Source organism: Pandoraea sputorum (genome assembly GCF_000814845.2).
Lineage (GTDB): Bacteria > Pseudomonadota > Gammaproteobacteria > Burkholderiales > Burkholderiaceae > Pandoraea > Pandoraea sputorum.
Map to the genome: position 1 here is coordinate 1,220,726 of NZ_CP010431.2, position 22,077 is coordinate 1,242,802.

The following is a 22,077-nucleotide window of genomic DNA, read 5'->3' on the forward strand; positions in this document are numbered from 1 at the left end:
GATCAGTGACCCTTGATCACGGTGCCGGGCTTCAGGCGATAGCGCGTGCCGCAATAGGCACAGGCGGCTTCGCCGTGGCTCACGTCGATGAACACGCGCGGGTGGCTGCTCCAGAACTGCATCTTCGGGTTCGGGCAGTGGACCGGGAGATCTTCAGCGCCGACTTCGACGACCGGCATTTGTTTGACTTCGCTCATGGGGTTCGGACCGTGGTGATGTTCGATGAATTCGCGGTGTGCCGCAAATCCGAAGTTTCGAGAATTGCCCGGACGGTGTCGGTCACTGGGTGACGCCCGCCCGTTTACCAAAAGACGCTATTGTAAAGCAGCCGCCGCCCTTTGCGGACGGCTAGCCGCCCCGATGGCCATGACTGGGTCCGCGTGGCGCGTATGCCACAGCGGCGGCGTTGCATCAGAAAAAACAGGCGAGTGACGGCTTTTCGCATACTAAGTAACTATTTACCGTGGCTATAATGGCCTGACGTCCGCCGCCAATGATGAACATATTCACGAGACAATCCGGCAACCCTGGCGGGCGCCGTGACCGCTAGCGGTCATCTCGGGCGTGCCGGGCGCCGTCGGGACCGCTTCGCCCCGTAATGCCAGACACCGCGTCGCTCACCCCGGCGCTGCCCCCCAGCCGATCATGTCAATGTTTCGTTTGCCTGCCGCTGAACGTGAAGGGTTCGCGGCCGGTTTTCGCATTATTTCGCCGCTTTTGCCCGCCATCTTTTCATGGGGGCTGGTGACAGGCGTCGCCATGAGTAAATCGGTGCTGACCGTGCCGCAGGCCATCGGCATGAGCCTGATGCTTTACGCGGGGTCGGCGCAACTCGCCTCACTGCCACTCTTCGCCGCCGGTATGCCGCTCTGGACGATTCTGCTCACGGTCGGCATCGTCAATCTGCGTTTCGTGATTTTCAGCGCGGGCCTCCAGCCGCATTTCTCCTATTTATCGTTGCCGCGTCGTATCGCGCTCGGTTACGTCAATGGCGATCTCGGTTTTGTGATGTTCATGAACCAGAACTTCGCGAACGGCTACGTGCCGGGCAAGGAGGGAACGTATTACGGCATCACGCTGAGCAATTGGGCGGTCTGGCACGTGTCGTCGATTCTCGGCATCGTGCTCGGTGCGCTGGTGCCCGATAGCTGGGGACTGGGGTTCGCAGGCACGCTCGCGCTCATCACGATCAACAGCCGCTCGACGATGCTGGCGGTGGCGCTCGCGTCGCTCATCGGCGTGCTCGCCTTCGATCTGCCGTATCGCCTCAATCTGGTGCTGGGCGTGCTCGGTGCGCTGGCTGCGGGCATGGTGTGCGACGAACTGGCGTCGCGCCACGCAAAGCGCCTTGCACTGGCCAATCCGGTGCGGGTGCCTATTTCGACAGGGGACGACGCGGCGGCGAACGCGCCAATGACAACGAAGATCGGCGAGTCGCAGCCGGACGCCGTCCATGAAGAACGCCGCACGTCGGGAGAGCGTCGCTGATGAGCACCTTCGAAATCTGGTTCGCCTTCGTCGCGATGACGGCCATCACCATCGTCACGCGCACCTTCTTCCTGCTCGCCGGCGAGCGCGTGACGCTGCCGCAACGCCTGCAACGCGCACTGCGCTACGCACCGGCGGCGGCGCTTGCCGTCATCGTCGTGCCGGAGGTCGTGCTGCTCGACCATCAGTTCGCCATCCATCTGGGCAATCACAAGCTCGCGGCGGCAGTGGCGGCCACCGGCTGGTTCATCTGGCGGCGGAACATGATCGAGATGATCGTGATCGGAATGGTCGTTTATACGCTGGGACGACTGTTCCTGTAGGTGGAACGCCGGATCTGCAAAATGGGCATCTGGGTGGTCGGATCAGTTAAAATGCATGTTTTTCCCACCATTTATTCCGGATTCTCATGGCTTCCGTCGTACGTCTTTCCGATTTGATCGCCCAGGGCCGCCTCGCCGGCAAACGTGTCTTCATCCGCGCCGACATGAACGTGCCGCAAGACGATGAGGGCCGAATCACGGAAGACACGCGTATCCGCGCCTCGGTGCCGGCCATCCAGATGTCGCTCGACGCCGGCGCTGCCGTGATGGTCACCTCGCATCTGGGCCGTCCGACGGAAGGCGAATTCAAGCCCGCCGACTCGCTCGCCCCGGTGGCAAAGCGTCTGTCGGAGTTGCTCGGTCGCGACGTGAAGCTGGTCTCCGACTGGGTCGACGGCGGTTTCGACGTGGCCCCGGGCTCGGTCGTGCTGCTCGAGAACTGCCGCGTCAACAAGGGCGAGAAGAAGGACAACGACGAATTGGCGCAGAAGATGGCCAAGCTGTGCGACGTCTATGTGAACGACGCATTCGGCACGGCCCACCGCGCTGAAGCCACCACGCACGGCATCGCCAAGTACGCACCGGTCGCGTGTGCAGGTCCGCTGCTCGCGGCCGAACTCGAAGCGCTCGGCAAGGCGCTGAACGCACCGGCGCGTCCGCTCGTGGCCATTGTGGCTGGCTCGAAGGTTTCCACCAAGCTCACCATCCTCAAGACGTTGGCCGACAAGGTCGACCAACTGATCGTGGGCGGCGGCATCGCCAACACGTTCATGCTGGCCGCCGGTCTGCCGATCGGCAAGTCGCTCGCCGAAGCCGATCTGGTCGAAGAAGCCAAGGCGATCATCGACGCGATGGCCGCACGCGGCGCATCGGTGCCGATCCCGACGGACGTGGTGTGCGCCAAGGAATTCAGCGCGAACGCCGCAGCGACCGTCAAGGCGGCCGCCGACGTCGCCGCCGACGACATGATCCTCGACATCGGCCCGCAAACGGCCGCCAAGCTGGCCGAGCAATTGGGCAGCGCGGGCACCATCGTCTGGAACGGCCCGGTCGGCGTGTTCGAATTCGACCAGTTCGGTCACGGCACGGAAACCCTGGCGCGCGCCATCGCCGCAGCCAAGGGCTTCTCGATCGCCGGTGGCGGCGACACGCTCGCGGCCATCGCCAAGTACGGTATCGCCGATCAGGTCAGCTACATCTCGACCGGTGGTGGCGCGTTCCTCGAATTCCTCGAAGGAAAGACGCTCCCGGCCGTCGACGTGCTGGAAAAACGCGCGGCTCAGTCGAACTGATCGGGCGGATTGCGCGGAATCTGTATTGGGTTTGCTCTGAAATGCGCAAACCCAGGTGGAGCGGGGCTTGCAGGGGAGTCTGTGAGTCCGGAAAACGTTCGGTGACGGCGGTTTTGCCCGCTTTATTGCGAACGTCAGAGATCGAATCAAACGATTTCGTACGGACAATACAAACTTTTTGGTTAACCTGCGGCGGCCTAATTGCGTTACAAACCTCTAAGCGCCAGTAATGTCGAAAGCGCTGCTACCCAAAGAGGATGAAGAGATGGATGTAATGAACCGCTCCACCAAGATCGTCGCCACCATCGGTCCGGCATCGAGCACGCCGGAAGTGCTTTCGCGCATGATCGCCGCAGGCGTCGACGTCGTTCGCCTGAACTTCTCGCACGGCAAGGCGCAGGACCACATCGAGCGCGCCGAAATGGTGCGCGCGGCCGCTAAGGCGGCAGGCCGCGAAGTGGCCATCATGGCCGACCTGCAGGGCCCGAAGATTCGCGTCGGCAAGTTCGAGAACGGCAAGACCACGCTCGAAGCTGGCGCCAAGTTCATTCTGGACAGCGAATGCGAACTCGGTAACGACGAGCGCGTCGGTCTGGACTACAAGGAACTGCCGCGCGACGTGCGCACGGGCGACGTGCTGCTGCTCAACGACGGCCTGATCGTGCTGATCGTCGACCGCGTGCTCGGCAGCGAGATCCACACGACCGTGAAGGTCGGCGGCGACCTGTCGAACAACAAGGGCATCAACCGTCAGGGCGGCGGGTTGACGGCACCGGCGCTCACGTCGAAGGACATGGAAGACATCAAGACCGCGATGGCGCTGGGTGCCGATTACGTCGCGGTCTCGTTCCCGAAGAACGCGACCGACATGGAAATGGCGCGACGTCTGGCGAACGTGGCGGGCGAGCCGTACGGCATCAAGCCGCTGATGATCGCGAAGATCGAGCGTGCGGAAGCGATTCCGGCCCTCGAAGAGATTCTGGCGGCCTCGGACTGCATCATGGTCGCGCGTGGCGACCTGGCCATCGAAGTCGGCAATGCGGCCGTACCGGCGCTGCAAAAGCGCATGATCCGGCTTGCGCGCGAGATGAACAAGACGACCATCACGGCCACGCAGATGATGGAGTCGATGATTCACAATCCGGTGCCGACCCGCGCCGAAGTGTCGGACGTCGCCAACGCGGTGCTCGACGGCACCGACGCGGTGATGCTGTCGGCGGAAAGTGCGGCGGGCAAGTACCCGGTCGAGACGATCGAGGCGATGGCGGCGATTTGCGTCGAAGCCGAGCGCTCGGAAACGGTGGAACTCGATCGCGACTGGCTGGACCAAACTTTTACGCGCATTGATCAAACGATTGCGGCCGGTGCCCTGTTTACCGCGTATCATCTTGGCGCGAAAGCCATCGTGGCGCTGACCGAATCGGGCGCGACTGCGTTGTGGCTGTCCCGTCACAAGATCCATGTGCCGATTTTTGCGCTGACGTCGCAGATGAGCAGCCATCGCAAAATGGCGCTATATCGCAACGTCTACGCGATGCGCGCCGACGCCACGCATGACCGCGATCACGCGCTCAAGCAAGCCGAACAACTGCTGCTTTCGAGTGGCGTTGTGAAGCGTGGCGACACGATCGTGCTGACGGTAGGCGAGCCGATGGGACAACCCGGCGGCACCAACACATTGAAGATCGTTCAGGTGGGCCAGGCATGACGAAGCGGGCCGCGCGAGTGCGGCGAGGCAGTGCATATAGCACCTGCCGCGCCGGGCGCGAGCTGTCGTCATGTGGGGCGCCTCCGGATCGAAGAAAGATTTGCTTAGTTTTGTGATTCCAAGGAGAACATCATGCCCCTAGTCTCTATGCGACAGCTGCTCGACCACGCCGCCGAAAACGGCTACGGTCTGCCGGCCTTCAATGTCAACAATCTGGAACAGGTTTCCGCGATCATGGCCGCTGCCGACGAAGTTGGCGCGCCGGTCATCATGCAAGCCTCGGCAGGTGCCCGTAAGTACGCTGGCGAAGCGTTCCTGCGTCACCTGATCTCGGCCGCGGTGGAAGCCTACCCGCATATCCCGGTGGTGATGCACCAGGATCACGGCCAGTCGCCGGCGGTGTGTATGGCTGCGATCAAGAGCGGCTTCTCGAGCGTGATGATGGACGGTTCGCTCGAAGCGGACGGCAAGTCGGTCGCCAGCTACGAGTACAACGTCGAAGTGTCGCGCAAGGTGGTCGAGTTCTCGCACTACATCGGCGTGACGGTGGAAGCCGAGCTGGGCGTGCTGGGTTCGCTCGAAACGATGAAGGGCGACAAGGAAGACGGTCACGGCGCCGACGGCACGATGACCCGCGAGCAACTGCTGACCGACCCGGATCAGGCAGCCGACTTCGTGCACCAGACGCAATGCGACGCGCTGGCCATCGCCATCGGTACCTCGCACGGCGCTTACAAGTTCAGCCGCAAGCCGACGGGCGACATTCTCGCCATCGACCGTATCAAGGAAATCCACCGCCGCATTCCGAACACCCACCTGGTGATGCACGGTTCGTCGTCGGTGCCGCAGGAACTGCTCGCCGAGATCCGTGAATTCGGTGGCGACATGAAGGAAACGTACGGCGTGCCGGTCGAAGAAATCGTCGAAGGCATCAAGCACGGCGTGCGCAAGATCAACATCGATACCGACATCCGTCTGGCCATGACCGGCGCAATCCGTCGCTACCTGTTTGAAAACCCGAGCAAGTTCGACCCGCGCGACTACCTGAAGCCGGCTCGCGAAGCCGCCAAGCAGGTTTGCAAGGCGCGCTATCTGTCGTTCGGCTGCGAAGGTCAGGCTGGCAAGATCAAGACGGTCTCGCTCGACAAGATGGCCGAGAAGTACAAGAGCGGCGATCTCGCTCAGATCGTGAAGTAAATACGCGCATTGTCGCCGCGCCGGGCAACCCGGACGGCGAAATGCCCGACCTGTGAGGGGAGGACACTGACGAACGTCAGTTGCCCGCACCGCCTCAGGTCGCAGGCCCGGCTTTCGCCAGCACGCGCTGGAACAGAAGCCGGGCCTTTTCTTTTGGCATCTGCAACTGGAATTTGCCGCCCAACTCCGAGCGGATGGTCGCGGTAATCATCTCCACGCCGTCGACGATCAGCGTCATCGGTTCGTTCATGTGCTGACGGGAAAAGTCGCGCATGCGCGTGGTTGCGCTGTCGCGCAGGCTCATCGTGATGATGACCTCCGTGTCCGTCGACCCGGATGATCCATTGGCCGCCTGCGCCGGAAACTGCAATCCCAACTGTTCGATATCGCGTGCCGCATAGAGAGCGAAGCGCGGGATGGCATCGTCGTCGTCCGGCGGGGCGATGGCGACCAGCCGGGGAAGGACAGGGCGCTCGCTGGCGTCGGATGCGCTCCCGGCGGAAGCCGAGCGCGGCGGCGTCGCCCGATGGACGGGGGCGTGCTGGGTCTGGGGTGTGGCCGCCGGTGCTGCCGTTTGCGCCAGCACCGGTGAGTTTGACAATGAGAGCAAGGCGACGGCAGTGATCGTCATCGATGCGAAGCGTCCGAGGACCGCCCTGCCGCCGCCTTTGTCAGGCCATCTCCCCATCCGTCCGATGCATGGCTGCCGGACAGTGTGCGGTGTCGATGAGATGGTCATGGCAGCCCCCTCGGCCTCGTCAGGCCACTTTGGTCGGGTGAACGTTTCCATTGTAGGTAACATCCGGGCCGGTCGGCGGACGTTACAGCGCTTCGTAGTAAGCCCCTCCCGCGCCCCAATACCGATGCGAAACGACAGGCATTCGCCAATTTCCGGAAGTCAGCGGGGATGCCGCGTGGCAGTCTCCTGCCTCCCGTCAACCCGCCCGTTCCGGGCTACCCGGAGTTATCGATGCCGCTAAATCGCCTCCCCAAGACAGTGAGCTGGTGTTTTGGGCTCTCAAGACCGGAAGCGTCTCCACCGCCCGTGCGCGCACACGAGATGGCCAGCACGCTAACTGGTACCCGCCATGCTGACCCGTCGACGGCCGGGACAAGCGGCCTGTCCCAGGCGTCCCAGGCGCCCCAGGGGTCTCAAGTGTCGTCCACGCCCGACTCACCGTCGTTGCAGAGCCGCATGACGATGGCGGCGGACTGGAAGCGCTCCACGTCGCATGATCTCCGAGATCCAGCCACCTCTGGCCAAAGCCCCGTCGCCACCCTTCCCATTTCGCTTTGGGAGTGCGACGACCCGACGCCCGACTGGGCGGCGCCGCTGCGAGAGACGGCGCAAGCGTGGGTCGAGCGCTATGGCGTGAACACCGCAAAGCTGATTCGCGTGGGCGGCGAGTGCACCCGTTTCGGCCTGCTGGAGCTGGAGGGGTACCGGTTCATCGTGGGGCCGACGGCGACGCCAGCCGAAGCGCGTAGCCTCACGCACATGCTCAAGACGAATCCGCAGATCGGCGCGATCTTCTGTGTAGAGCCAGGCACGATGCAGCGGATGAGCAACGGCGATGCGTCCGATGGGACAGGCTATCGGGAGCGTCCGATCAGCGATTACATCACCCGTGTCACCCGCCGGGGTGGCCGTCACAGTGCGCCGGATTCAGGCGTGGAGGCAGCCGCAAGAGCAGACACAAAAGCAGGCGCGGGCACGAGTGCCGGGGCGTCCGCCGCGCCCGGTCAGCTCGATGGCGGACTCTCGCATGTGCAATTCATGGAGTTCAAGGGCATGGAACGCTTCGACGCCCAGATCGACGGTGCCGTGCTCTGGCGCTCCGGCAAGGGGGTGGCGGATTTCATGCGTCAGCATCCGGGCAAGATCCCGCTCATCTGCTCGGAGCGGGGTATCGCCCGACCGTGCGCCGTGATTGCCAGCGCCGCGCTGCAGTTGTGCGGAGGCGACGCACGGCTACGCAGCCGACTTGCCCACGAAGTCATCCGGCAGCGTGCCGACGCCAGCGATCATCACATCAACGTGGCGGCGCGCAGCTTCGACCTGATTGCGGAGTTGTCGCGGCTCACGAGCATGCTGCGCGAGCCGGGGCGTGGCGACACGCGCAGCGAGCGCAAGGTGCACATTCTCAGGCAGCGACTGATGGGAACGGACAGCGGGGTGGCGATCGACTGGCAAAGCCCAAAGGGACGCCACCGGCTCGCCGACTATCTCGAAGCGAATTTCGAGAAGGTAGCGCCATTGCTGGCGTCGGGCGGATTACCGCCCGGCATGGCCATGCTGTGGTTGCGTGACGAACTCGATACGCTCAACGGTATTCGCTTTCTGTCGGAAGCGTACATCGAAGGCCACACGGACCGGATCTCGCAGGAGACCATCTCCGTCAACGACCCGAATGCCGTGCGGCTGGTGTCGTTCGACGACTACGGCCTCACCTGCGACAACAAGTATTACGACGCAAGTTCGGTGGCCAGTTGGTACCGGCACTGTCTGGGGGCTTCGAAGCCGCTGTCGAATCCGGTTTCGCGTGCGCCGGTGGTGGCACTGCTGGTGCAGGCGTCCGAAAAGTCGCGGCTGGAAGCGCATTTCCGCCGCTGACCGGTCCAAGCCTCTGAAGGGAAAAGGCGGCGCGCAGCCCGCGTGACGTGAAGATGTCGGCCCCCGTCGACTCGCCGGACCGACATCTTCGTGAAACGACCCTCGACGCGCGTATAATTACGCCTTTGCCCTTCCTGATATTGGGTCCCGCCGTGACTACCCCCGCTCTGAACGCCCTGTACGAATCTTCCCTCAAGAGCCTGCCGCTGCTCTCGCGCGGCAAAGTGCGCGATAACTACGCCGTCGGCGACGACAAGCTGCTGATCGTGACGACGGACCGCCTCTCGGCGTTCGACGTGATCATGGGCGAGCCGATTCCGGGCAAGGGCCGTGTGCTCAACCAGATGGCCAACTTCTGGTTCGACAAGCTCGCACACGTCGTGCCGAACCACCTGACGGGCGTGGCCCCGGAGACGGTCGTCTCCGCCGACGAAGCCGCGCAGGTCGCTGGCCGTGCGGTCGTGGTCAAGCGTCTGAAGCCGATCCTCGTCGAAGCCGTCGTGCGCGGTTATCTGGCTGGCAGCGGCTGGAAGGACTATCAGGCAACGGGCGCGGTGTGCGGCGTGAAGCTGCCCGCCGGTCTGCAAAACGCGCAGCAACTCCCCGAGCCGATCTTCACCCCGGCGGCCAAGGCCGAACTGGGTGAGCACGACGAGAACATCAGCTTCGACGACATGGTGAGCCGCATCGGTCGCGAACTGGCCGAGCAGATCCGCGAGATCTCGATCCGTCTGTACAAGGAAGCCGCCGCTTACGCCGCCACGCGCGGCATCATCATCGCCGACACGAAGTTCGAATTCGGTCTGGATGACGACGGCAAACTGCATCTGATGGACGAAGCGCTGACCGCCGATTCGTCGCGCTTCTGGCCGGCCGACTCGTACGCCGTGGGCAGCAACCCGCCGTCGTTCGACAAGCAGTTCGTGCGCGACTGGCTGGAAACGCAGCCGTGGGGCAAGACCCCGCCCGCACCGGCACTGCCGACGGAAGTCGTCGAGAAGACGGCCGCCAAGTACCGCGAGGCGCTCGAGCGCCTGACCGGCCAGCAACTGGCCTGAGCGGGGCACCGAGACTATGAGCGATAAGCAAGCCGTGGCCCCGCGCGTTGGCGTGGTAATGGGGTCCAACTCGGACTGGGAAGTGATGAAGAACGCGGCCGCCATTCTGGCCGAGTTCGGTGTGCCTTACGAGGCGCAGGTCGTCTCGGCGCACCGCATGCCGGACGACATGTTCCGTTACGCCGAAGCCGCACGCGAGCGCGGTCTGGTCGCGATCATCGCCGGTGCTGGCGGCGCCGCGCACCTGCCGGGCATGATCGCCGCCAAGACGACCGTGCCGGTGCTGGGCGTGCCCGTGCCGAGCAAGTATCTGCGTGGCGAAGACTCGCTGCTTTCCATCGTGCAAATGCCCAAGGGCGTGCCGGTCGCGACCTTCGCCATCGGTGAAGCCGGTGCGGCCAACGCGGCGCTGTTCGCCGTCTCGATGCTGGCAGCCGACGACAAGACGCTTGCCGACAAGCTCGAAGCGTTTCGTGCGAAGCAGACCGAAGCCGCGCGCGGCATGACGCTGCCTGCGCTGTAAAAGAAAAAACGTCCCTGCTACCGTCTGTTCCTAAACGTCGATGAATTCCGTCTCCGCTGCGCCCGTCCTTCCCGGCCAATGGCTGGGTATGCTGGGCGGCGGCCAACTCGGCCGCATGTTCTGTTTTGCCGCCCAGTCGATGGGCTACAAGGTCTGTGTGCTGGATCCGGACCCGCGTTGCCCGGCCGGTGCCGTGGCCGACCGTCTGATCGTGGCCGATTATCGTGACGAGACGGCGCTCGCCGAGCTGGCCGCGCTGTGTCCGGCCGTGTCGACCGAGTTCGAGAACGTGCCGGCGCAGTCGCTCGATTTCCTCGCGCAAACCACGACCGTGAGCCCTGCCGGGCGCTGCGTCGCGATTGCGCAGGATCGTGTGGCGGAGAAGCGTTTCATCGAAAGCTGCGGTGTGCCTGTGGCCCCGCATCTGGTGATCGAGTCGAACGAGGCGCTTGCCGCCATCAGCGACGCGGCCATCAACAGCGTGTTGCCGGGCATTCTGAAGACGGCGCGTCTGGGCTACGACGGCAAGGGGCAGGTGCGTGTGAACACGCCTGCCGAAGCCCGCGAAGCCTATGCGGCACTCGGCGGCGTGCCGTGCGTGCTGGAAAAGCGCCTGGCGTTGGCCTTCGAAGTGTCCGTGCTGAGTGCACGCGGCGCTGACGGTAAGGTCGCCACGTACCCGCTCGCCCAGAACGTCCACATCGACGGCATTCTCGCGACGACGACGGTGCCCGCCCCCGATGCGGCACCGGCCATTGCCGACGCCGCGCGTGCCGCGGCTGCGGCGATTGCGTCGCAAATGGATTACGTGGGTGTGCTGTGCGTCGAGTTCTTCATTCTGAAGGACGGTTCGCTCGTCGCAAACGAAATGGCGCCGCGCCCCCACAACAGCGGTCACTACACCATCGACGCCTGCGCTTCGAGCCAGTTCGAACAGCAAGTGCGCGCGATGGCCGGACTGCCGCTTGGTGAGACGCGTCAGCACTCGCCAGCCGTGATGCTCAACATCCTCGGCGACATCTGGTTCGACGGCCCCGCCAAGGACCAGCCGCGTACCCCCGCCTGGGCGGCCGTGGCAGCGCTGCCGTCCGCACGCGTGCATCTGTACGGTAAGGAAGACGCGCGCGTGGGCCGCAAGATGGGCCACATCACGTTTGCTGGCGCTACGCTCGACGAAGCCCGCAAGGCGTGCCTGAGCGCGGCGACCAGCCTCGATATCCCGCTGGAAGACTAAGCGAGCGATGTCCACACCCTCCACGCCCTCCACGCCCCAGACACTGCCGACAGCGGCGGCATCCATCGACACCCCGCGCGTCGTCATGCCGTCGGCGGCGGCTATCACGCAAGCGGCCGAACAACTGGCGGCGGGCGAGTTGGTCGCGTTCCCGACGGAGACGGTCTACGGGCTTGGCGGCGACGCGGAGAATCCGGCGGCTGTGGCGTCGATCTACGCGGCGAAGGGGCGTCCGGCCAATCACCCGGTCATCGTGCACTTTTCGCCGGAGGGCGACCCCGGCTACTGGAGCGACGACGTCACGCCTGCCGCGCGCAAGCTGATGGACGCGTTCTGGCCCGGTCCTCTCACGCTCATTCTCAAACGCGCACCGCATATCCCCGACGCTGTCTCCGGTGGTCAGGATTCGGTCGGTTTGCGTGTTCCGTCGCACCCGGTGTCGCAGGCATTGCTGCGCGAGTTCGCCCGGATCAAGGGCGGGCAGGGGGGTGTGGCAGGTCCGTCCGCCAACCGGTTCGGTCAGGTGAGTCCGACCGCCGCGCAGCACGTGCGCGACGAATTCGCCGGGCTGCCGGGCGTCACCGTTCATGTACTCGATGGCGGAGAAGCGGCCGTCGGTATCGAATCGACCATCGTGGATCTGTCGCGCGGATTCCCGGCGCTGCTGCGTCCAGGGCATATCACGCCGGAACAGATCGCCGAGGCGCTGGGCGAGATGCCGCGTCTGCCGGGGCAGGACAGTAACGCACCGCGTGCCTCAGGCACGCTCAAGGCGCATTACGCGCCGCGCACACCGCTGTATCTGTGCGACGCCGGGCAGTTCGCGGCAGCGCTGGCCGTGCATCCTGCGGGCGAACGGGTGGCCGTGGTGGCCTTTGCCCCGACACTCGCGACGTTGCCCGCAGATATCGCCGCATCTACCGACATCGTGAAGCTTGTGCTGCCTGCCACGCCTGCAGGTCTGGCGACCGATCTGTACGCGATGCTGCGCCGCCTCGACCGCGCCAACGTCACGCACATTCTGTTCGAGCGTCTGCCGGACACGCCCGCCTGGGCGGCTGTCGGCGACCGCCTTGGCCGCGCCGCTGCGGCATTCGAACGCGCTTAAATCTCACCGCCCGATTCAGGTCGTCTTTCCCTCCGGCATCGGCGTCGTCTCACGTGCATGACGCCATTCCGGCGGCCCGAACAACGCCATCCACTTGTTGCGCCAGCCCGGCATCGTGACGACGTCACGCGCCATCGTGCGCCATTCGTGGAACGTCAATGTGATCGGGTTATGGGTGTGGATCTGGTCGACGATGCCGTATTCGCATGGCTCGGCGTCGCTTTCCTCGACGTATGAGCCGAACAGGCGGTCCCAGATCACCAGCACGCCTGCGTAATTCCTGTCGATGTAGCGCGGGTTGCGTGCGTGATGCGCGCGATGGATCGATGGCGTATTGAGCACGTACTCCAGCCAGCCCAGCTTCGGAATCGCCTGCGTGTGCACGAAGAATTGAAACGCGAGGTTGAGCAGCACCACACCGACGATCTGCATCGGGGTGAAGCCGATGAGCGCCATTGGTGTCCAGAACAGCCACATGCCCGCCACGGGATACATCAGGCTCTGCCGGAACGCCGTCGACAGATTCAGTCGCTCGGACGAGTGATGCACGACGTGCGCCGCCCACAGCCAGCGAATGCGATGGCTGGCGCGGTGAAACACGTAGTAGAGAAAGTCCTGAACGATGAAGAGCAGCACGAAGCCGACCCATCCGGCAGGCATCGTGTAGATGCGGTGATGGTCGTAGAGCCACGCGTAGAACGGCACAATGAGCAGCCATGCGAGCTTGTCCGCGCCCTGATGCATGAGCGCGAGCGTTGCGTTGCTGATGGTGTCCTTCAGGCTGTACATGCCGGGACGGCGGCGTCGCCAGTACCACGCCTCGATGCCGATGCACAGCACGAAGACCGGCGCGAGCGCCAGCAGAATCAACTCGACGTTCATGACCTCGCGTCTCCTCACGATTGGGTCATCTGAACCGGTGTCCCTGCATCTCTTGACGTGCCACTTTATGTGACACGGCCGGTGCAGGTGACACCGATGGAACGTCTATTCTGACGCGAATCGCTCTCGCTGGCGCTGCCGTTAGAGGGAAACGTCAAGTGCCGCGTCGGGACTCGCTTCTGCGTCGATGCACTTCCAAAGCGCAACGAAAGCAGGATGCAAGCCCGACGCCCGCCGCACTCAGGGGGCGTTTTCGTACACCCAGGAAATCAGCGCATCGTTGAACGGACGCGCGTTGCTGGCCTTCGGATCGTTGATCAGCGAGACCACGACATAGGTGCTGCCCGAGCGCGTTGCAACGTAGCCCGCAACCGCGCCCACATCATCGAGCGTTCCCGTCTTGATGTGCGCGTTGCCTGCGACCTCACGATTGGTCAGACGATTGCGCATGGTGCCGTCGACACCGACCGTCGGCATCGATTCGATGAGCACCTGTCCGGTCGGGCTATTGATGCCGTGTTGCAGCAGCCGCGCCAGTTCCGAGGCACTGATGCGCTCCACGCGCGACAGACCCGAACCGTTCTCCACGACGAGGCCCGGCGTGGCGAGATCGTTCTTTTCGAGCCAGCGGTTGAGCACTTCACGCGAGCGCGCAATGCTCGCTGGCGTCTTGCCGTCGGCAGCCAATCCCAGCGTGAGGAACAGCTGACGCGCCATCACGTTGTTGCTGAACTTGTTCATGTCATGCACGACTTCGGCCAGCGTCTGACCGCGATGTGTGACGAGCAGACGCGCACCCGGCGGCACAACCCCCGTGCGCACGTTCCCAGTGAACTGGCCGCCCGACGCCTGCCACAGCGCACGGAAGCCGCCGAGGAAGAAGCGGTCGCGATCCGGCGCGGCGATGTTCCATCCCTTGTCCTCGCACGACGCAGGATACGTTCCCGAGAAGTGCGCCACGTAGGCGCCGTCGGGTGTCGTGCTCAATGTGGGATGAATCCGTGCGAGCCAGTCGCCGCAATTTCCCGCGGGCGTCGACGACATTTCGTTCGCCACTTGCAGGTTCGCGAGCGGGGGCAGCACGCCGACATCCACGGTGCCGTTCGGATTGCCGGTGAAGCTGAACGACATCGCCTTGAACGAGTACAGCAGCGGATCCGGCGCGACGTTGTAGGGGCGGTCGCTGTCACCGTCGATGGGGCCCTGCGCGCCGATGTCCGCGCTATAGGCCGAACGGTCGAGCACGATGTCGCCATTGATATTCGTCACGCCCGCGTTGCGCAGCTCAGTGACGAATTTCTCCATCTCTTCGGGCACCAGCTTCGGATCGCCCGTGCCTTTGAAGTAGAGATTGCCGTTAAGCGTACGACCGTCGGACGCACCGTCGGTGAACGCCTGCGTGCGCCAGCGGTAATCGGGGCCGAGCGTGTCGAGCGCGGCAATCGTCGTCACGAGCTTCATCGTCGACGCAGGATTGCGCGGCACATTCGGATTCACGGCGAGCAGCGGTGCAGGCACCGCGCCACGCGTTTGCAGCGGGTTGTCCACTTTCGCGACGATCACGCTTACGTGCGATGCGGGCACCTTGCTCGCCGCCAGCGCGCGGGCCAGCGGTTGCGGCAACGGCGTGGCGTGCGGTGCCGTCACCGGCACCCTCGGCATTTTGCGCTTCGCCTGCTTTTCGGATTTTGCGTGCACAGGCGCGCTTGCCAGCATGGCAATGGCCAGCACCGCGCCACAGGCGCGCGCAAAGTTGGGCGTCGGGGAGATGGCGGAGCGGGACGAAAGTGACGAGAGTGACGAAAGCGGGAAGGTGCGGAGGCGATGCAGTGCGTCGGACGCGTGACGAAGGGAATGCAAAGGGCGGCGGGGCAGGCGTAGCAAACGCATGACGGGCGGGGTTCTCCAGTGTTGCGCGCTGCGAAACCCCACAGCGCTGTGCGATGCGTGCCATTGTAAGTCCGACGTGCAACGAACTGTCGCTACAATGAGTCGAATTCCGGTGAGTGTCACTCGAAGGCAACATTGAGCGATCCCTCGCGACGCGCGTTGCATCGTGCACATCGATGGACGCTCAACGCTTGCGACCGATGTCAGACACCCCGGGCAAAGCCTCAACCGGTGCCAAACCATGCGAATTTTGTTGGTGGAAGACGATACGATGATCGCCACGGCCGTCATGAAAGGTCTGCGCCAGGACGGCTGGACCGTCGACCATGTCGGCGACGGGCAGCGTGCGCTCGACGCGCTCGCCGTGGAGTCGTACGACGCGCTGCTGCTCGATCTCGGTCTGCCGCGTCGCGACGGTATCGACGTGCTGCGTACACTGCGCGGACGCGGTCAGACGCTGCCGGTGCTCATTGCCACCGCGCGCGACGCCGTGGCGGACCGCGTCAAGGGACTGGACGCCGGTGCCGACGACTACCTCGTCAAACCCTTCGATCTCGACGAACTCGCGGCACGGCTGCGCGCACTGCTGCGGCGCCAGGCCGGACGCAGCGAGCCGTTGCTGCGCCATGGCGGCATCGTGCTCGACCCGGCAACGCGTCAGATCACCTGCGACGGCACGCCCGTCATGCTCTCGGCACGCGAATACGCCGTGCTCGAAGCGTTGCTCAACCGCCCCGGCGCGGTGTTATCCAAGTCGCAGCTCGAAGAACGCATCTACGGCTGGGGCGAGGAAGTCGCGAGCAACGCCGTCGAAGTCCACATTCACGGGTTGCGCAAGAAGCTCGGCGCGGATGCCATCCGCACGGTGCGTGGCGTCGGCTACATGATGCCCGCGCAGACGAACGAGACCCCGAACGGTGGTCCATCGGCATCGGAGACGAACTGATGCGCTCGATCCGTCGCCGCCTGCTCTTCGGCTTGCTCATTACGCTGGCGATTGCACTGGTGCTCGCAGGCATCGCCATCTTCCGTCAGGCGCGCACCGAAGCCAACGAGTTGTTCGACTTCCAGTTGCAGCAGATGGCGTTGTCGCTGCCTGCCGAATCGTTCTCCAGTGTGCCGGGCGAGCACAACGACACGGAAGGTCTCGTCATCCAGATATGGAGCCAGAACGGCGTGGAGTTGTATTACTCGCACCCGCGCACCCCACTGCCGCCGCGCGCCGAACTCGGCTTCACCACGGTGCAGACCCCCGTCGGCGACTGGCGCGTCTACGCGGCACGCGTAGGCGACAACGTTGTGCAACTGGCGCAGCCGATGGTGATCCGCGACTCGCTCGCCGTATCGATGGCATTGCGCACGCTGCTGCCGCTGGTCGTGGCCATGCCGTTGCTCGGCTTGCTCGTGTGGATTGTCGTGGGTCGTGGGTTGAGGCCGTTGCGTCGTGTGACGAAGGCGCTCGATGCGCGTGCGCCGGGCGCATTGGAGGCGTTCCCTGAAGCCGGTTTGCCGGACGAAGTGCGTCCGCTGGTGCGTGCGCTTAACAGCCTGCTCGGTCGGCTCGACGACGCACTGGTTCAGCAAAAGGCCTTCGTTGCAGACGCCGCGCATGAGTTACGTACGCCGCTCGCTGCCTTGCAGCTTCAGGTGCAGTTGCTCGAACGCGCGCATACCGATGCAGAGCGTGCCGAGGCCATGCGCGATTTGCGTGACGGCGTGCGTCGTGCGTCACACATGGTGGCGCAGTTGCTGACGCTGGCGCGTCAGGAGCCGGATGCCGCGCGGGCGGCAACGGCGTTCACCGACTTGCCGTTGGCGCCGCTGTTGCAGGACGTCGTTGCGCGCCACGCGGCGCTGGCCATCGCACGCGGCATCGATCTGGGGCTGGACGCCCCCGATGCGCTGGCGCAGATCAGTCGCGTGCGCGGCGATGCGAACGCACTGCAGACGCTCTTCGGCAACCTCGTCGACAACGCGCTGAAATACACGCCGCGCGGCGGACACGTGGATGTGCGTCTGATCTCGGCGACGCCATCTCCGGTCGTCGAGATCGAAGACACCGGCCCGGGCATTGCACCGGCCGAGCGCGAGCGTGTGTTCGATCGATTCTTCCGTGGCGGCGCGGCCATGACAGATGGTGCGATGCCGTCCGATGCGTCGGGGCAGCACGCGGTGGACGCGGCAAGCGAGCCGGACGCGCCGCGTGCGCAGGGCAGTGGTCTGGGTCTCGCCATCGTGCGAAACATCGCGCAGGCGCATGGCGCACAGGTGGAGTTGCTCGACGCTCGCAACGCTCACGGATTGCGCGTGCGTGTGAGCTTCGGCGGCGCGACCTCGGTGCCACCGGCGCTTTGATCGCGGCGGCCTTTCTCGTCTCGCGGTGCCGACGCTCGCGCCGACACCGCGCCGACGCCACGTTAATGACGGACTGAGCCACTCATCCGCGCGTCACACTGGTGACCTTGTCGTTTTCAATCGTGAGCGTGCGGCGATCCGGCCGGTGATCGCGTGTGGTCGGCATGGTCTTGCCGTCCTGCACGCCGATGCGCCACGGGCACCCTTGCAGCATCGACTTCGCTTGCGTGAGCGACTTGCCGACAATGGCCTGATCGGACGGTGCATCCTTCGAACATTCCCCGTTCTGGCTTTGCATCTGCCCGGACATCGCCCCTTGCGCGGGCGTTGAGTCCGCCGGCCCCTGCGTGCCCACACCGTTGCCCGATGCGGCCTGCGCAGACATCGCCAGCGTCAGACAGAAAAACGTTCCGGCTACGCCGATCCAGCGTGATGCACGGCGCGCTTGGTGAAGGAGCGGGGAGGAGGTGGACGCTTCGGATGTGTCCAACATATCGATCTTGGGCATTGTGATTCTCCTGTCGATGAAAATCGCGCGGCGCGAAATTGCACCACCCAGCCACCGTAGACAGCGGCACGCGACGTACGCAAGTCGAACAACGCGAGGTGCGCCTTCAAACGCCAGCAACGGTGACGCATAGCAATCACTGTCGCTCCGAATCGTCTTCGATGAATGACATTGCGGCGTCGACGCTTTTTCCATCGAAGCGCTGCGTTGCCGTCCTAAAGTCTCCTGAATGTTCCCTCAGGTTTCGTCTTAAGGTTCTCTTAAGGGAGCCTCTCTACGATGACAGTCATGTTCAAACGTGGTCGTCGGTAAGGAGAGACTCATGCAGACTTCGAAGCTCACTCGTACGTTGGTTGCTGGTGCCGTGCTCGTTGCCCTGACGGGCGGCTATGTGGCGGGCCGTCAGCACTGGCAGACGCCTCTGACCTCGGAAATGGTCAGCGACGCGAGCGCTGCAAGCTCCCCGGCTGCCACCCCGGTTGCTGCGCAAAATGCCCCGAACACCGCGCCCCGCATGCTGGTGCCGGACTTCTCGCAACTGGCGGAACAATACGGACCGGCCGTAGTCAACATCAGTGTGACGCACGATGGGAAACCTTCGGCGCAACGCGGCTCGGCTGCAAATCAGCTCCCGCCGGGCATGGATCCTAACGATCCGCTGTTCCAGTTCTTCCGGCACTTCTACGGTGCACCCGGTAACGACGGTGGCGATAGCGGTGGCGACGACGGTAGCAGCGGGCCGACGCGCAGCCTCGGTTCGGGCTTCATCGTGAGTCCGGACGGCTACATCCTCACTAATGCCCACGTCGTCGACGACGCGAGTCAGGTGACGGTGAAGCTCACCGACAAGCGCGAGTACAAAGCGAAGGTCGTGGGCAGCGACAAGGCGAGCGACGTTGCGTTGCTGAAGATTGCCGCCACGGATTTGCCGACGGTGAAGATCGGCGATCCGTCGAAGTCGAAGGCGGGTGAGTGGGTTGTGGCCATCGGTTCGCCGTACGGCTTCGACAACACCGTGACGGCGGGTATCGTGTCGGCGAAAGCGCGCGCGTTGCCCGACGAGAACTACACGCCGTTCATCCAGACGGACGTGCCGGTCAATCCGGGTAATTCGGGCGGACCGCTGTTCAACCTGAACGGTGAGGTCATCGGCATCAACTCGATGATCTACTCGCGTACCGGCGGATTCCAGGGCTTGTCGTTCGCGATTCCGATCGACATGGCGATGAAGGTCAAGACGCAGCTTCAGCAGTACGGCAAGGTGAGTCGCGGTCGCATCGGTGTGGCGATTCAGGAAGTGAATCAGTCGCTGGCGAAGTCGTTCGGTCTGCCCAAGCCTACCGGTGCGTTGGTGTCGTCCATCGACAAGAACGGCCCGGCGGCGAAGTCGGATCTGAAGCCGGGGGACGTGATTCTGGCCGTCAACGGCGCGACCATCGAGGATTCGGTGCAGTTGCCGGAGAAGATTGCGGATATGCGTCCGGGGCAGACAGCCACGCTCACTGTGTGGCGTAACGGCGCGAAGCAGGATGTGTCGGTGAAGATTGCCGCGCTCAACGACAAGAAGGACACGGCGAGCACCGACGATTCGGCAACGCATGGTCGGCTGGGCCTGGCGGTTCGCGAACTGTCGCCGCAGGAGAAGCAGGCGGCGCAGGTGACGAATGGTCTGCTGGTCGCACGTGCGGGTGGTCCGGCAGAGCAGGCCGGGGTGGAGGCGGGCGACATCATTCTGTCGCTCAACGGCACGCCGGTCACGAGCGTCGCGCAACTGAGCGAGAAGCTCAAGAAGGCGGGCAATAATGTCGCGTTGCTCGTGCAGCGCGACGGGCAACAGATTTTCATCCCGGTCGATCTCGGCTAAGGCTTTTATGCCTCTTAGGCTACACAGGCCCCGAGAAAGACGCCAAGGGGTGCCACGCACTACCCGGGTACCGACGGCGGCGCTGTCGGTACGAACCGCATCGTTAAATCATGCAAGGGGAGGTTGAACATGTGGCAACAACAATGGCAACGCTGGTCGGTGGCAGCCGCCACCGCCGCAGCACTGACGGGCAGTCTGGGCGGCATTTCCGTCGCCCATGCACAGGGCGGCACCTTGCCCCCGACGATGCAGCAGGGCAACGTGACCTACGTGTCCGGCGGCATCGACAGCGACGAATCGGGCACGTTCAAGCGTGAAGCGTCGCGCTGGCCGCTGTCCATCATGATGGCCGCACGCGGCGATGGCGCGAACGAATACATTGCCGACGCTCAGGTGCAGATCATGCACGGCGGCACGACAGTGCTCGATACGCGCTCGAAAGGGCCTTACATGCTGGTGAAGTTGCCCGACGGCGACTACACCGTGAAGGTGACGTACGAGGGCAAGCCCATGACGAAGGATGTGAAGGTTTCCGCCAAGGGTCACGCCGTCGCATCGTTTCTGTGGCCGCACGAATGATGTGCCGATCAGTCGGGCGAACGTAGTGCCACGGATGTTTGACGCGTAAGTTGAGGTTACCCAGGCAGTACCACTCTGCAACGAGTGAGCGAGTTGCGCCGCCATGTTCTTCATGGCGGCGCTTTTTTTTTTGCAGATTCGGAAAAGGTGGGGCGCGAGGGGGCGGGCTGTCAGGCAGCGCTACGGCACGGGGCAGCAGACGGAGTGTCGTCGTCTGACGGGGTAGATGCACCTTCGGCACGCACGGCAAACGTCTGCGTGACGGCGATACCGTTTTTGATCGCCGTCATCTCGGCAAGAATCGCCACGGCGATTTCGGCAGGCGTGCGCGCGCCGAGGTGCATACCGACAGGGCCATGCAGCCGCTCGATTTCTGTCGTGCTCAGATCGAACAGCGAGAGCCGCTCGCGACGTCGTGCATTGTTCACACGCGATCCGATCGCACCGATGTAGAACGCTGGCGACTTGAGCGCTTCGAGCAGCGCCATGTCGTCGAGCTTCGGATCGTGCGTGAGCGTGAGCACGGCGCTGTGGGAATCGAGTTGCAGACGGACGATGAGATCGTCGGGCATCTCGCGCGAAAGTTCGGTGCCCTCGACCTGCCATTCGTCGGCATACTCGCTGCGCGGGTCGCAGACGATCACGTGATAGTCGAGCGCACATGCCATGCTCGCCACATATTTCGAGAGCTGTCCCGCACCGATCACCACCAGACGATGGCGCGGCCCATGCGACGTGATCAGACGCTCGCCGTCGAACTCGACGGACGGCGTGTGGTGTCCCGGCGCCATGCGGACTGCGCCGGTCTTCATATCCAGTTCGCGCACGACGAGCCGGAATTGACCGATGCTGTCGAGCAGTTCGGGAATGCGCGACGTCTCACGCACGGGTTCGAGCACCAGTTGCAGCGTGCCGCCACACGGCAACCCGAAGCGATGCGCTTCCTCGGCAGTGACGCCATAGCTGGTGATTTGGGGACGGTCCTGCGGCCAGTCGCCGTCGCGAATACGCGCCACGAGATCGTCTTCGACGCAGCCGCCGGACACAGAACCGACGAGATGACCGTCTTCACGGATCGCGAGCATCGAGCCCACGGGACGCGGGGCAGAACCCCAGGTGCGCACAACGGTGCCCAGCGTGACGAAAAAGCCTGCGCGGGTCCACTGTACGGCGGACTTCAGCACTTCCAGATCGACACTGTCCATAGCACTCTTCCTTCGCCAATACGCGAGCGACCGACCGCTGGCCAGGGGACCTTGGCTGCGATGGCTCTGATTCTGCGCCGCTCGATGTGATGCGGCGAAGTATATCGCGCCTTGGCTTGCGCTGTATTTCAGCCGATACTCCGGTCGGGCGGGGTGCCGCTGGTGGTCAACGTGCGGTGGAACGGCATCGCCACCCCGGGACGCGATGCCGCAGCCGTGATCTGACGAGCGGTAACTCGTGTCACAATA

Annotated in this window: 20 protein-coding genes; 14 read left to right on the forward strand and 6 right to left on the reverse strand. The window is 64.1% G+C overall.

The window, feature by feature from the left end:
* Positions 1-2 precede the first annotated feature (2 nt).
* Positions 3-197, reverse strand: a complete 195-nt coding sequence (locus tag NA29_RS05550; RefSeq protein ID WP_039396595.1) for a zinc-finger domain-containing protein — start codon at positions 195-197, stop codon at positions 3-5.
* A 454-nt stretch (positions 198-651) separates the two neighbouring features.
* On the opposite strand from NA29_RS05550, the gene NA29_RS05555 reads away from it, so the two are divergent.
* From NA29_RS05555 to fba, 5 genes are all read left to right on the forward strand, one after another.
* Positions 652-1,488, forward strand: coding sequence for an AzlC family ABC transporter permease (locus NA29_RS05555; protein ID WP_231965172.1), 837 nt, complete (start codon positions 652-654; stop codon positions 1,486-1,488).
* Positions 1,488-1,811 carry an AzlD domain-containing protein gene (locus tag NA29_RS05560; RefSeq protein WP_039396598.1) on the forward strand — a complete coding sequence of 108 codons (324 nt, stop codon included), beginning with the start codon at positions 1,488-1,490 and terminating at the stop codon, positions 1,809-1,811. Before NA29_RS05555 ends, NA29_RS05560 begins: the two co-directional genes overlap by 1 nt.
* A gap of 86 nt (positions 1,812-1,897) precedes the next feature.
* Complete coding sequence (locus tag NA29_RS05565) at positions 1,898-3,103, forward strand: phosphoglycerate kinase (RefSeq protein ID WP_039396601.1); 1,206 nt, start codon at positions 1,898-1,900, stop codon at positions 3,101-3,103.
* Between the two features lie 274 nt (positions 3,104-3,377).
* Complete coding sequence (gene pyk / locus NA29_RS05570) at positions 3,378-4,811, forward strand: pyruvate kinase (RefSeq protein WP_039396604.1); 1,434 nt, start codon at positions 3,378-3,380, stop codon at positions 4,809-4,811.
* 132 nt (positions 4,812-4,943) lie between these two features.
* Positions 4,944-6,008 carry a class II fructose-bisphosphate aldolase gene (gene fba, locus NA29_RS05575; protein ID WP_039396607.1) on the forward strand — a complete coding sequence of 355 codons (1,065 nt, stop codon included), beginning with the start codon at positions 4,944-4,946 and terminating at the stop codon, positions 6,006-6,008.
* 94 nt (positions 6,009-6,102) lie between these two features.
* Here fba and NA29_RS05580 read toward each other — a convergent pair whose 3' ends face one another.
* Positions 6,103-6,639 (reverse strand): hypothetical protein, encoded by a 537-nt coding sequence (locus tag NA29_RS05580; protein WP_039396610.1) that lies wholly within the window; start codon positions 6,637-6,639, stop codon positions 6,103-6,105.
* 525 nt (positions 6,640-7,164) lie between these two features.
* On the opposite strand from NA29_RS05580, the gene NA29_RS05585 reads away from it, so the two are divergent.
* From NA29_RS05585 to NA29_RS05605, 5 genes are all read left to right on the forward strand, one after another.
* The gene (locus tag NA29_RS05585) at positions 7,165-8,622 is read left to right on the forward strand and encodes a hypothetical protein (RefSeq protein ID WP_039396616.1); all 1,458 of its coding nucleotides are present in this window, start codon (positions 7,165-7,167) and stop codon (positions 8,620-8,622) included.
* A 167-nt stretch (positions 8,623-8,789) separates the two neighbouring features.
* A complete protein-coding gene (locus NA29_RS05590; protein ID WP_039402467.1) occupies positions 8,790-9,680 on the forward strand; it encodes a phosphoribosylaminoimidazolesuccinocarboxamide synthase in 891 nt (296 codons plus the stop codon).
* Between the two features lie 16 nt (positions 9,681-9,696).
* On the forward strand, positions 9,697-10,203 hold the full coding sequence (gene purE, locus NA29_RS05595) for a 5-(carboxyamino)imidazole ribonucleotide mutase (RefSeq protein WP_039396619.1): 507 nt from the start codon (positions 9,697-9,699) through the stop codon (positions 10,201-10,203).
* Between the two features lie 40 nt (positions 10,204-10,243).
* Positions 10,244-11,437, forward strand: a complete 1,194-nt coding sequence (locus NA29_RS05600; RefSeq protein WP_039396622.1) for a 5-(carboxyamino)imidazole ribonucleotide synthase — start codon at positions 10,244-10,246, stop codon at positions 11,435-11,437.
* Positions 11,438-11,522: 85 nt separating this feature from the next.
* A complete protein-coding gene (locus NA29_RS05605) occupies positions 11,523-12,545 on the forward strand; it encodes an L-threonylcarbamoyladenylate synthase (RefSeq protein ID WP_039396624.1) in 1,023 nt (340 codons plus the stop codon).
* A 15-nt stretch (positions 12,546-12,560) separates the two neighbouring features.
* Here NA29_RS05605 and NA29_RS05610 read toward each other — a convergent pair whose 3' ends face one another.
* Together NA29_RS05610 and dacB are read right to left on the reverse strand one after the other, a co-directional pair.
* Complete coding sequence (locus NA29_RS05610) at positions 12,561-13,427, reverse strand: sterol desaturase family protein (RefSeq protein ID WP_052252550.1); 867 nt, start codon at positions 13,425-13,427, stop codon at positions 12,561-12,563.
* Positions 13,428-13,667: 240 nt separating this feature from the next.
* Positions 13,668-15,143: a D-alanyl-D-alanine carboxypeptidase/D-alanyl-D-alanine endopeptidase gene (dacB, locus tag NA29_RS05615; protein ID WP_224786859.1), complete on the reverse strand. Its 1,476-nt coding sequence runs from the start codon at positions 15,141-15,143 to the stop codon at positions 13,668-13,670.
* Between the two features lie 415 nt (positions 15,144-15,558).
* Between dacB and NA29_RS05620 the strand changes: the two genes are divergently transcribed.
* Both NA29_RS05620 and NA29_RS05625 read left to right on the forward strand, forming a co-directional pair.
* Positions 15,559-16,263, forward strand: a complete 705-nt coding sequence (locus NA29_RS05620) for a response regulator (RefSeq protein WP_039396628.1) — start codon at positions 15,559-15,561, stop codon at positions 16,261-16,263.
* Positions 16,263-17,672 (forward strand): ATP-binding protein, encoded by a 1,410-nt coding sequence (locus NA29_RS05625; protein ID WP_039396630.1) that lies wholly within the window; start codon positions 16,263-16,265, stop codon positions 17,670-17,672. The genes NA29_RS05620 and NA29_RS05625 overlap by 1 nt, the downstream gene beginning before the upstream one ends.
* A gap of 82 nt (positions 17,673-17,754) precedes the next feature.
* Here the strand turns inward: NA29_RS05625 and NA29_RS05630 are convergent, their stop codons facing one another.
* Positions 17,755-18,180 (reverse strand): hypothetical protein, encoded by a 426-nt coding sequence (locus NA29_RS05630; protein WP_052252551.1) that lies wholly within the window; start codon positions 18,178-18,180, stop codon positions 17,755-17,757.
* 322 nt (positions 18,181-18,502) lie between these two features.
* Here NA29_RS05630 and NA29_RS05635 point away from each other — a divergent pair, with 322 nt between their 5' ends.
* Positions 18,503-20,044, forward strand: a complete 1,542-nt coding sequence (locus NA29_RS05635) for a DegQ family serine endoprotease (RefSeq protein WP_039396634.1) — start codon at positions 18,503-18,505, stop codon at positions 20,042-20,044.
* Between the two features lie 129 nt (positions 20,045-20,173).
* Positions 20,174-20,623, forward strand: a complete 450-nt coding sequence (locus NA29_RS05640) for a hypothetical protein (RefSeq protein WP_052252552.1) — start codon at positions 20,174-20,176, stop codon at positions 20,621-20,623.
* A gap of 170 nt (positions 20,624-20,793) precedes the next feature.
* Here NA29_RS05640 and NA29_RS05645 read toward each other — a convergent pair whose 3' ends face one another.
* Positions 20,794-21,828 carry an XdhC family protein gene (locus NA29_RS05645; protein ID WP_052252553.1) on the reverse strand — a complete coding sequence of 345 codons (1,035 nt, stop codon included), beginning with the start codon at positions 21,826-21,828 and terminating at the stop codon, positions 20,794-20,796.
* Positions 21,829-22,077 lie beyond the last annotated feature (249 nt).

What these genes read in the sequence shown, in the direction of transcription:
- NA29_RS05550 (WP_039396595.1), bottom strand. Translation starts at nt 197, where the DNA reads ATGAGCGAAGTCAAACAAATGCCGGTCGTCGAAGTCGGCGCTGAAGAT.
- NA29_RS05555 (WP_231965172.1), top strand. Translation starts at nt 652, where the DNA reads ATGTTTCGTTTGCCTGCCGCTGAACGTGAAGGGTTCGCGGCCGGTTTT.
- NA29_RS05560 (WP_039396598.1), top strand. Translation starts at nt 1,488, where the DNA reads ATGAGCACCTTCGAAATCTGGTTCGCCTTCGTCGCGATGACGGCCATC.
- NA29_RS05565 (WP_039396601.1), top strand. Translation starts at nt 1,898, where the DNA reads ATGGCTTCCGTCGTACGTCTTTCCGATTTGATCGCCCAGGGCCGCCTC.
- pyk (WP_039396604.1), top strand. Translation starts at nt 3,378, where the DNA reads ATGAACCGCTCCACCAAGATCGTCGCCACCATCGGTCCGGCATCGAGC.
- fba (WP_039396607.1), top strand. Translation starts at nt 4,944, where the DNA reads ATGCCCCTAGTCTCTATGCGACAGCTGCTCGACCACGCCGCCGAAAAC.
- NA29_RS05580 (WP_039396610.1), bottom strand. Translation starts at nt 6,639, where the DNA reads ATGACGATCACTGCCGTCGCCTTGCTCTCATTGTCAAACTCACCGGTG.
- purE (WP_039396619.1), top strand. Translation starts at nt 9,697, where the DNA reads ATGAGCGATAAGCAAGCCGTGGCCCCGCGCGTTGGCGTGGTAATGGGG.
- NA29_RS05600 (WP_039396622.1), top strand. Translation starts at nt 10,244, where the DNA reads ATGAATTCCGTCTCCGCTGCGCCCGTCCTTCCCGGCCAATGGCTGGGT.
- NA29_RS05605 (WP_039396624.1), top strand. Translation starts at nt 11,523, where the DNA reads ATGCCGTCGGCGGCGGCTATCACGCAAGCGGCCGAACAACTGGCGGCG.
- NA29_RS05610 (WP_052252550.1), bottom strand. Translation starts at nt 13,427, where the DNA reads ATGAACGTCGAGTTGATTCTGCTGGCGCTCGCGCCGGTCTTCGTGCTG.
- dacB (WP_224786859.1), bottom strand. Translation starts at nt 15,143, where the DNA reads ATGCTGGCAAGCGCGCCTGTGCACGCAAAATCCGAAAAGCAGGCGAAG.
- NA29_RS05620 (WP_039396628.1), top strand. Translation starts at nt 15,559, where the DNA reads ATGCGAATTTTGTTGGTGGAAGACGATACGATGATCGCCACGGCCGTC.
- NA29_RS05625 (WP_039396630.1), top strand. Translation starts at nt 16,263, where the DNA reads ATGCGCTCGATCCGTCGCCGCCTGCTCTTCGGCTTGCTCATTACGCTG.
- NA29_RS05630 (WP_052252551.1), bottom strand. Translation starts at nt 18,180, where the DNA reads ATGCCCAAGATCGATATGTTGGACACATCCGAAGCGTCCACCTCCTCC.
- NA29_RS05635 (WP_039396634.1), top strand. Translation starts at nt 18,503, where the DNA reads ATGCAGACTTCGAAGCTCACTCGTACGTTGGTTGCTGGTGCCGTGCTC.
- NA29_RS05640 (WP_052252552.1), top strand. Translation starts at nt 20,174, where the DNA reads ATGTGGCAACAACAATGGCAACGCTGGTCGGTGGCAGCCGCCACCGCC.
- NA29_RS05645 (WP_052252553.1), bottom strand. Translation starts at nt 21,828, where the DNA reads ATGGACAGTGTCGATCTGGAAGTGCTGAAGTCCGCCGTACAGTGGACC.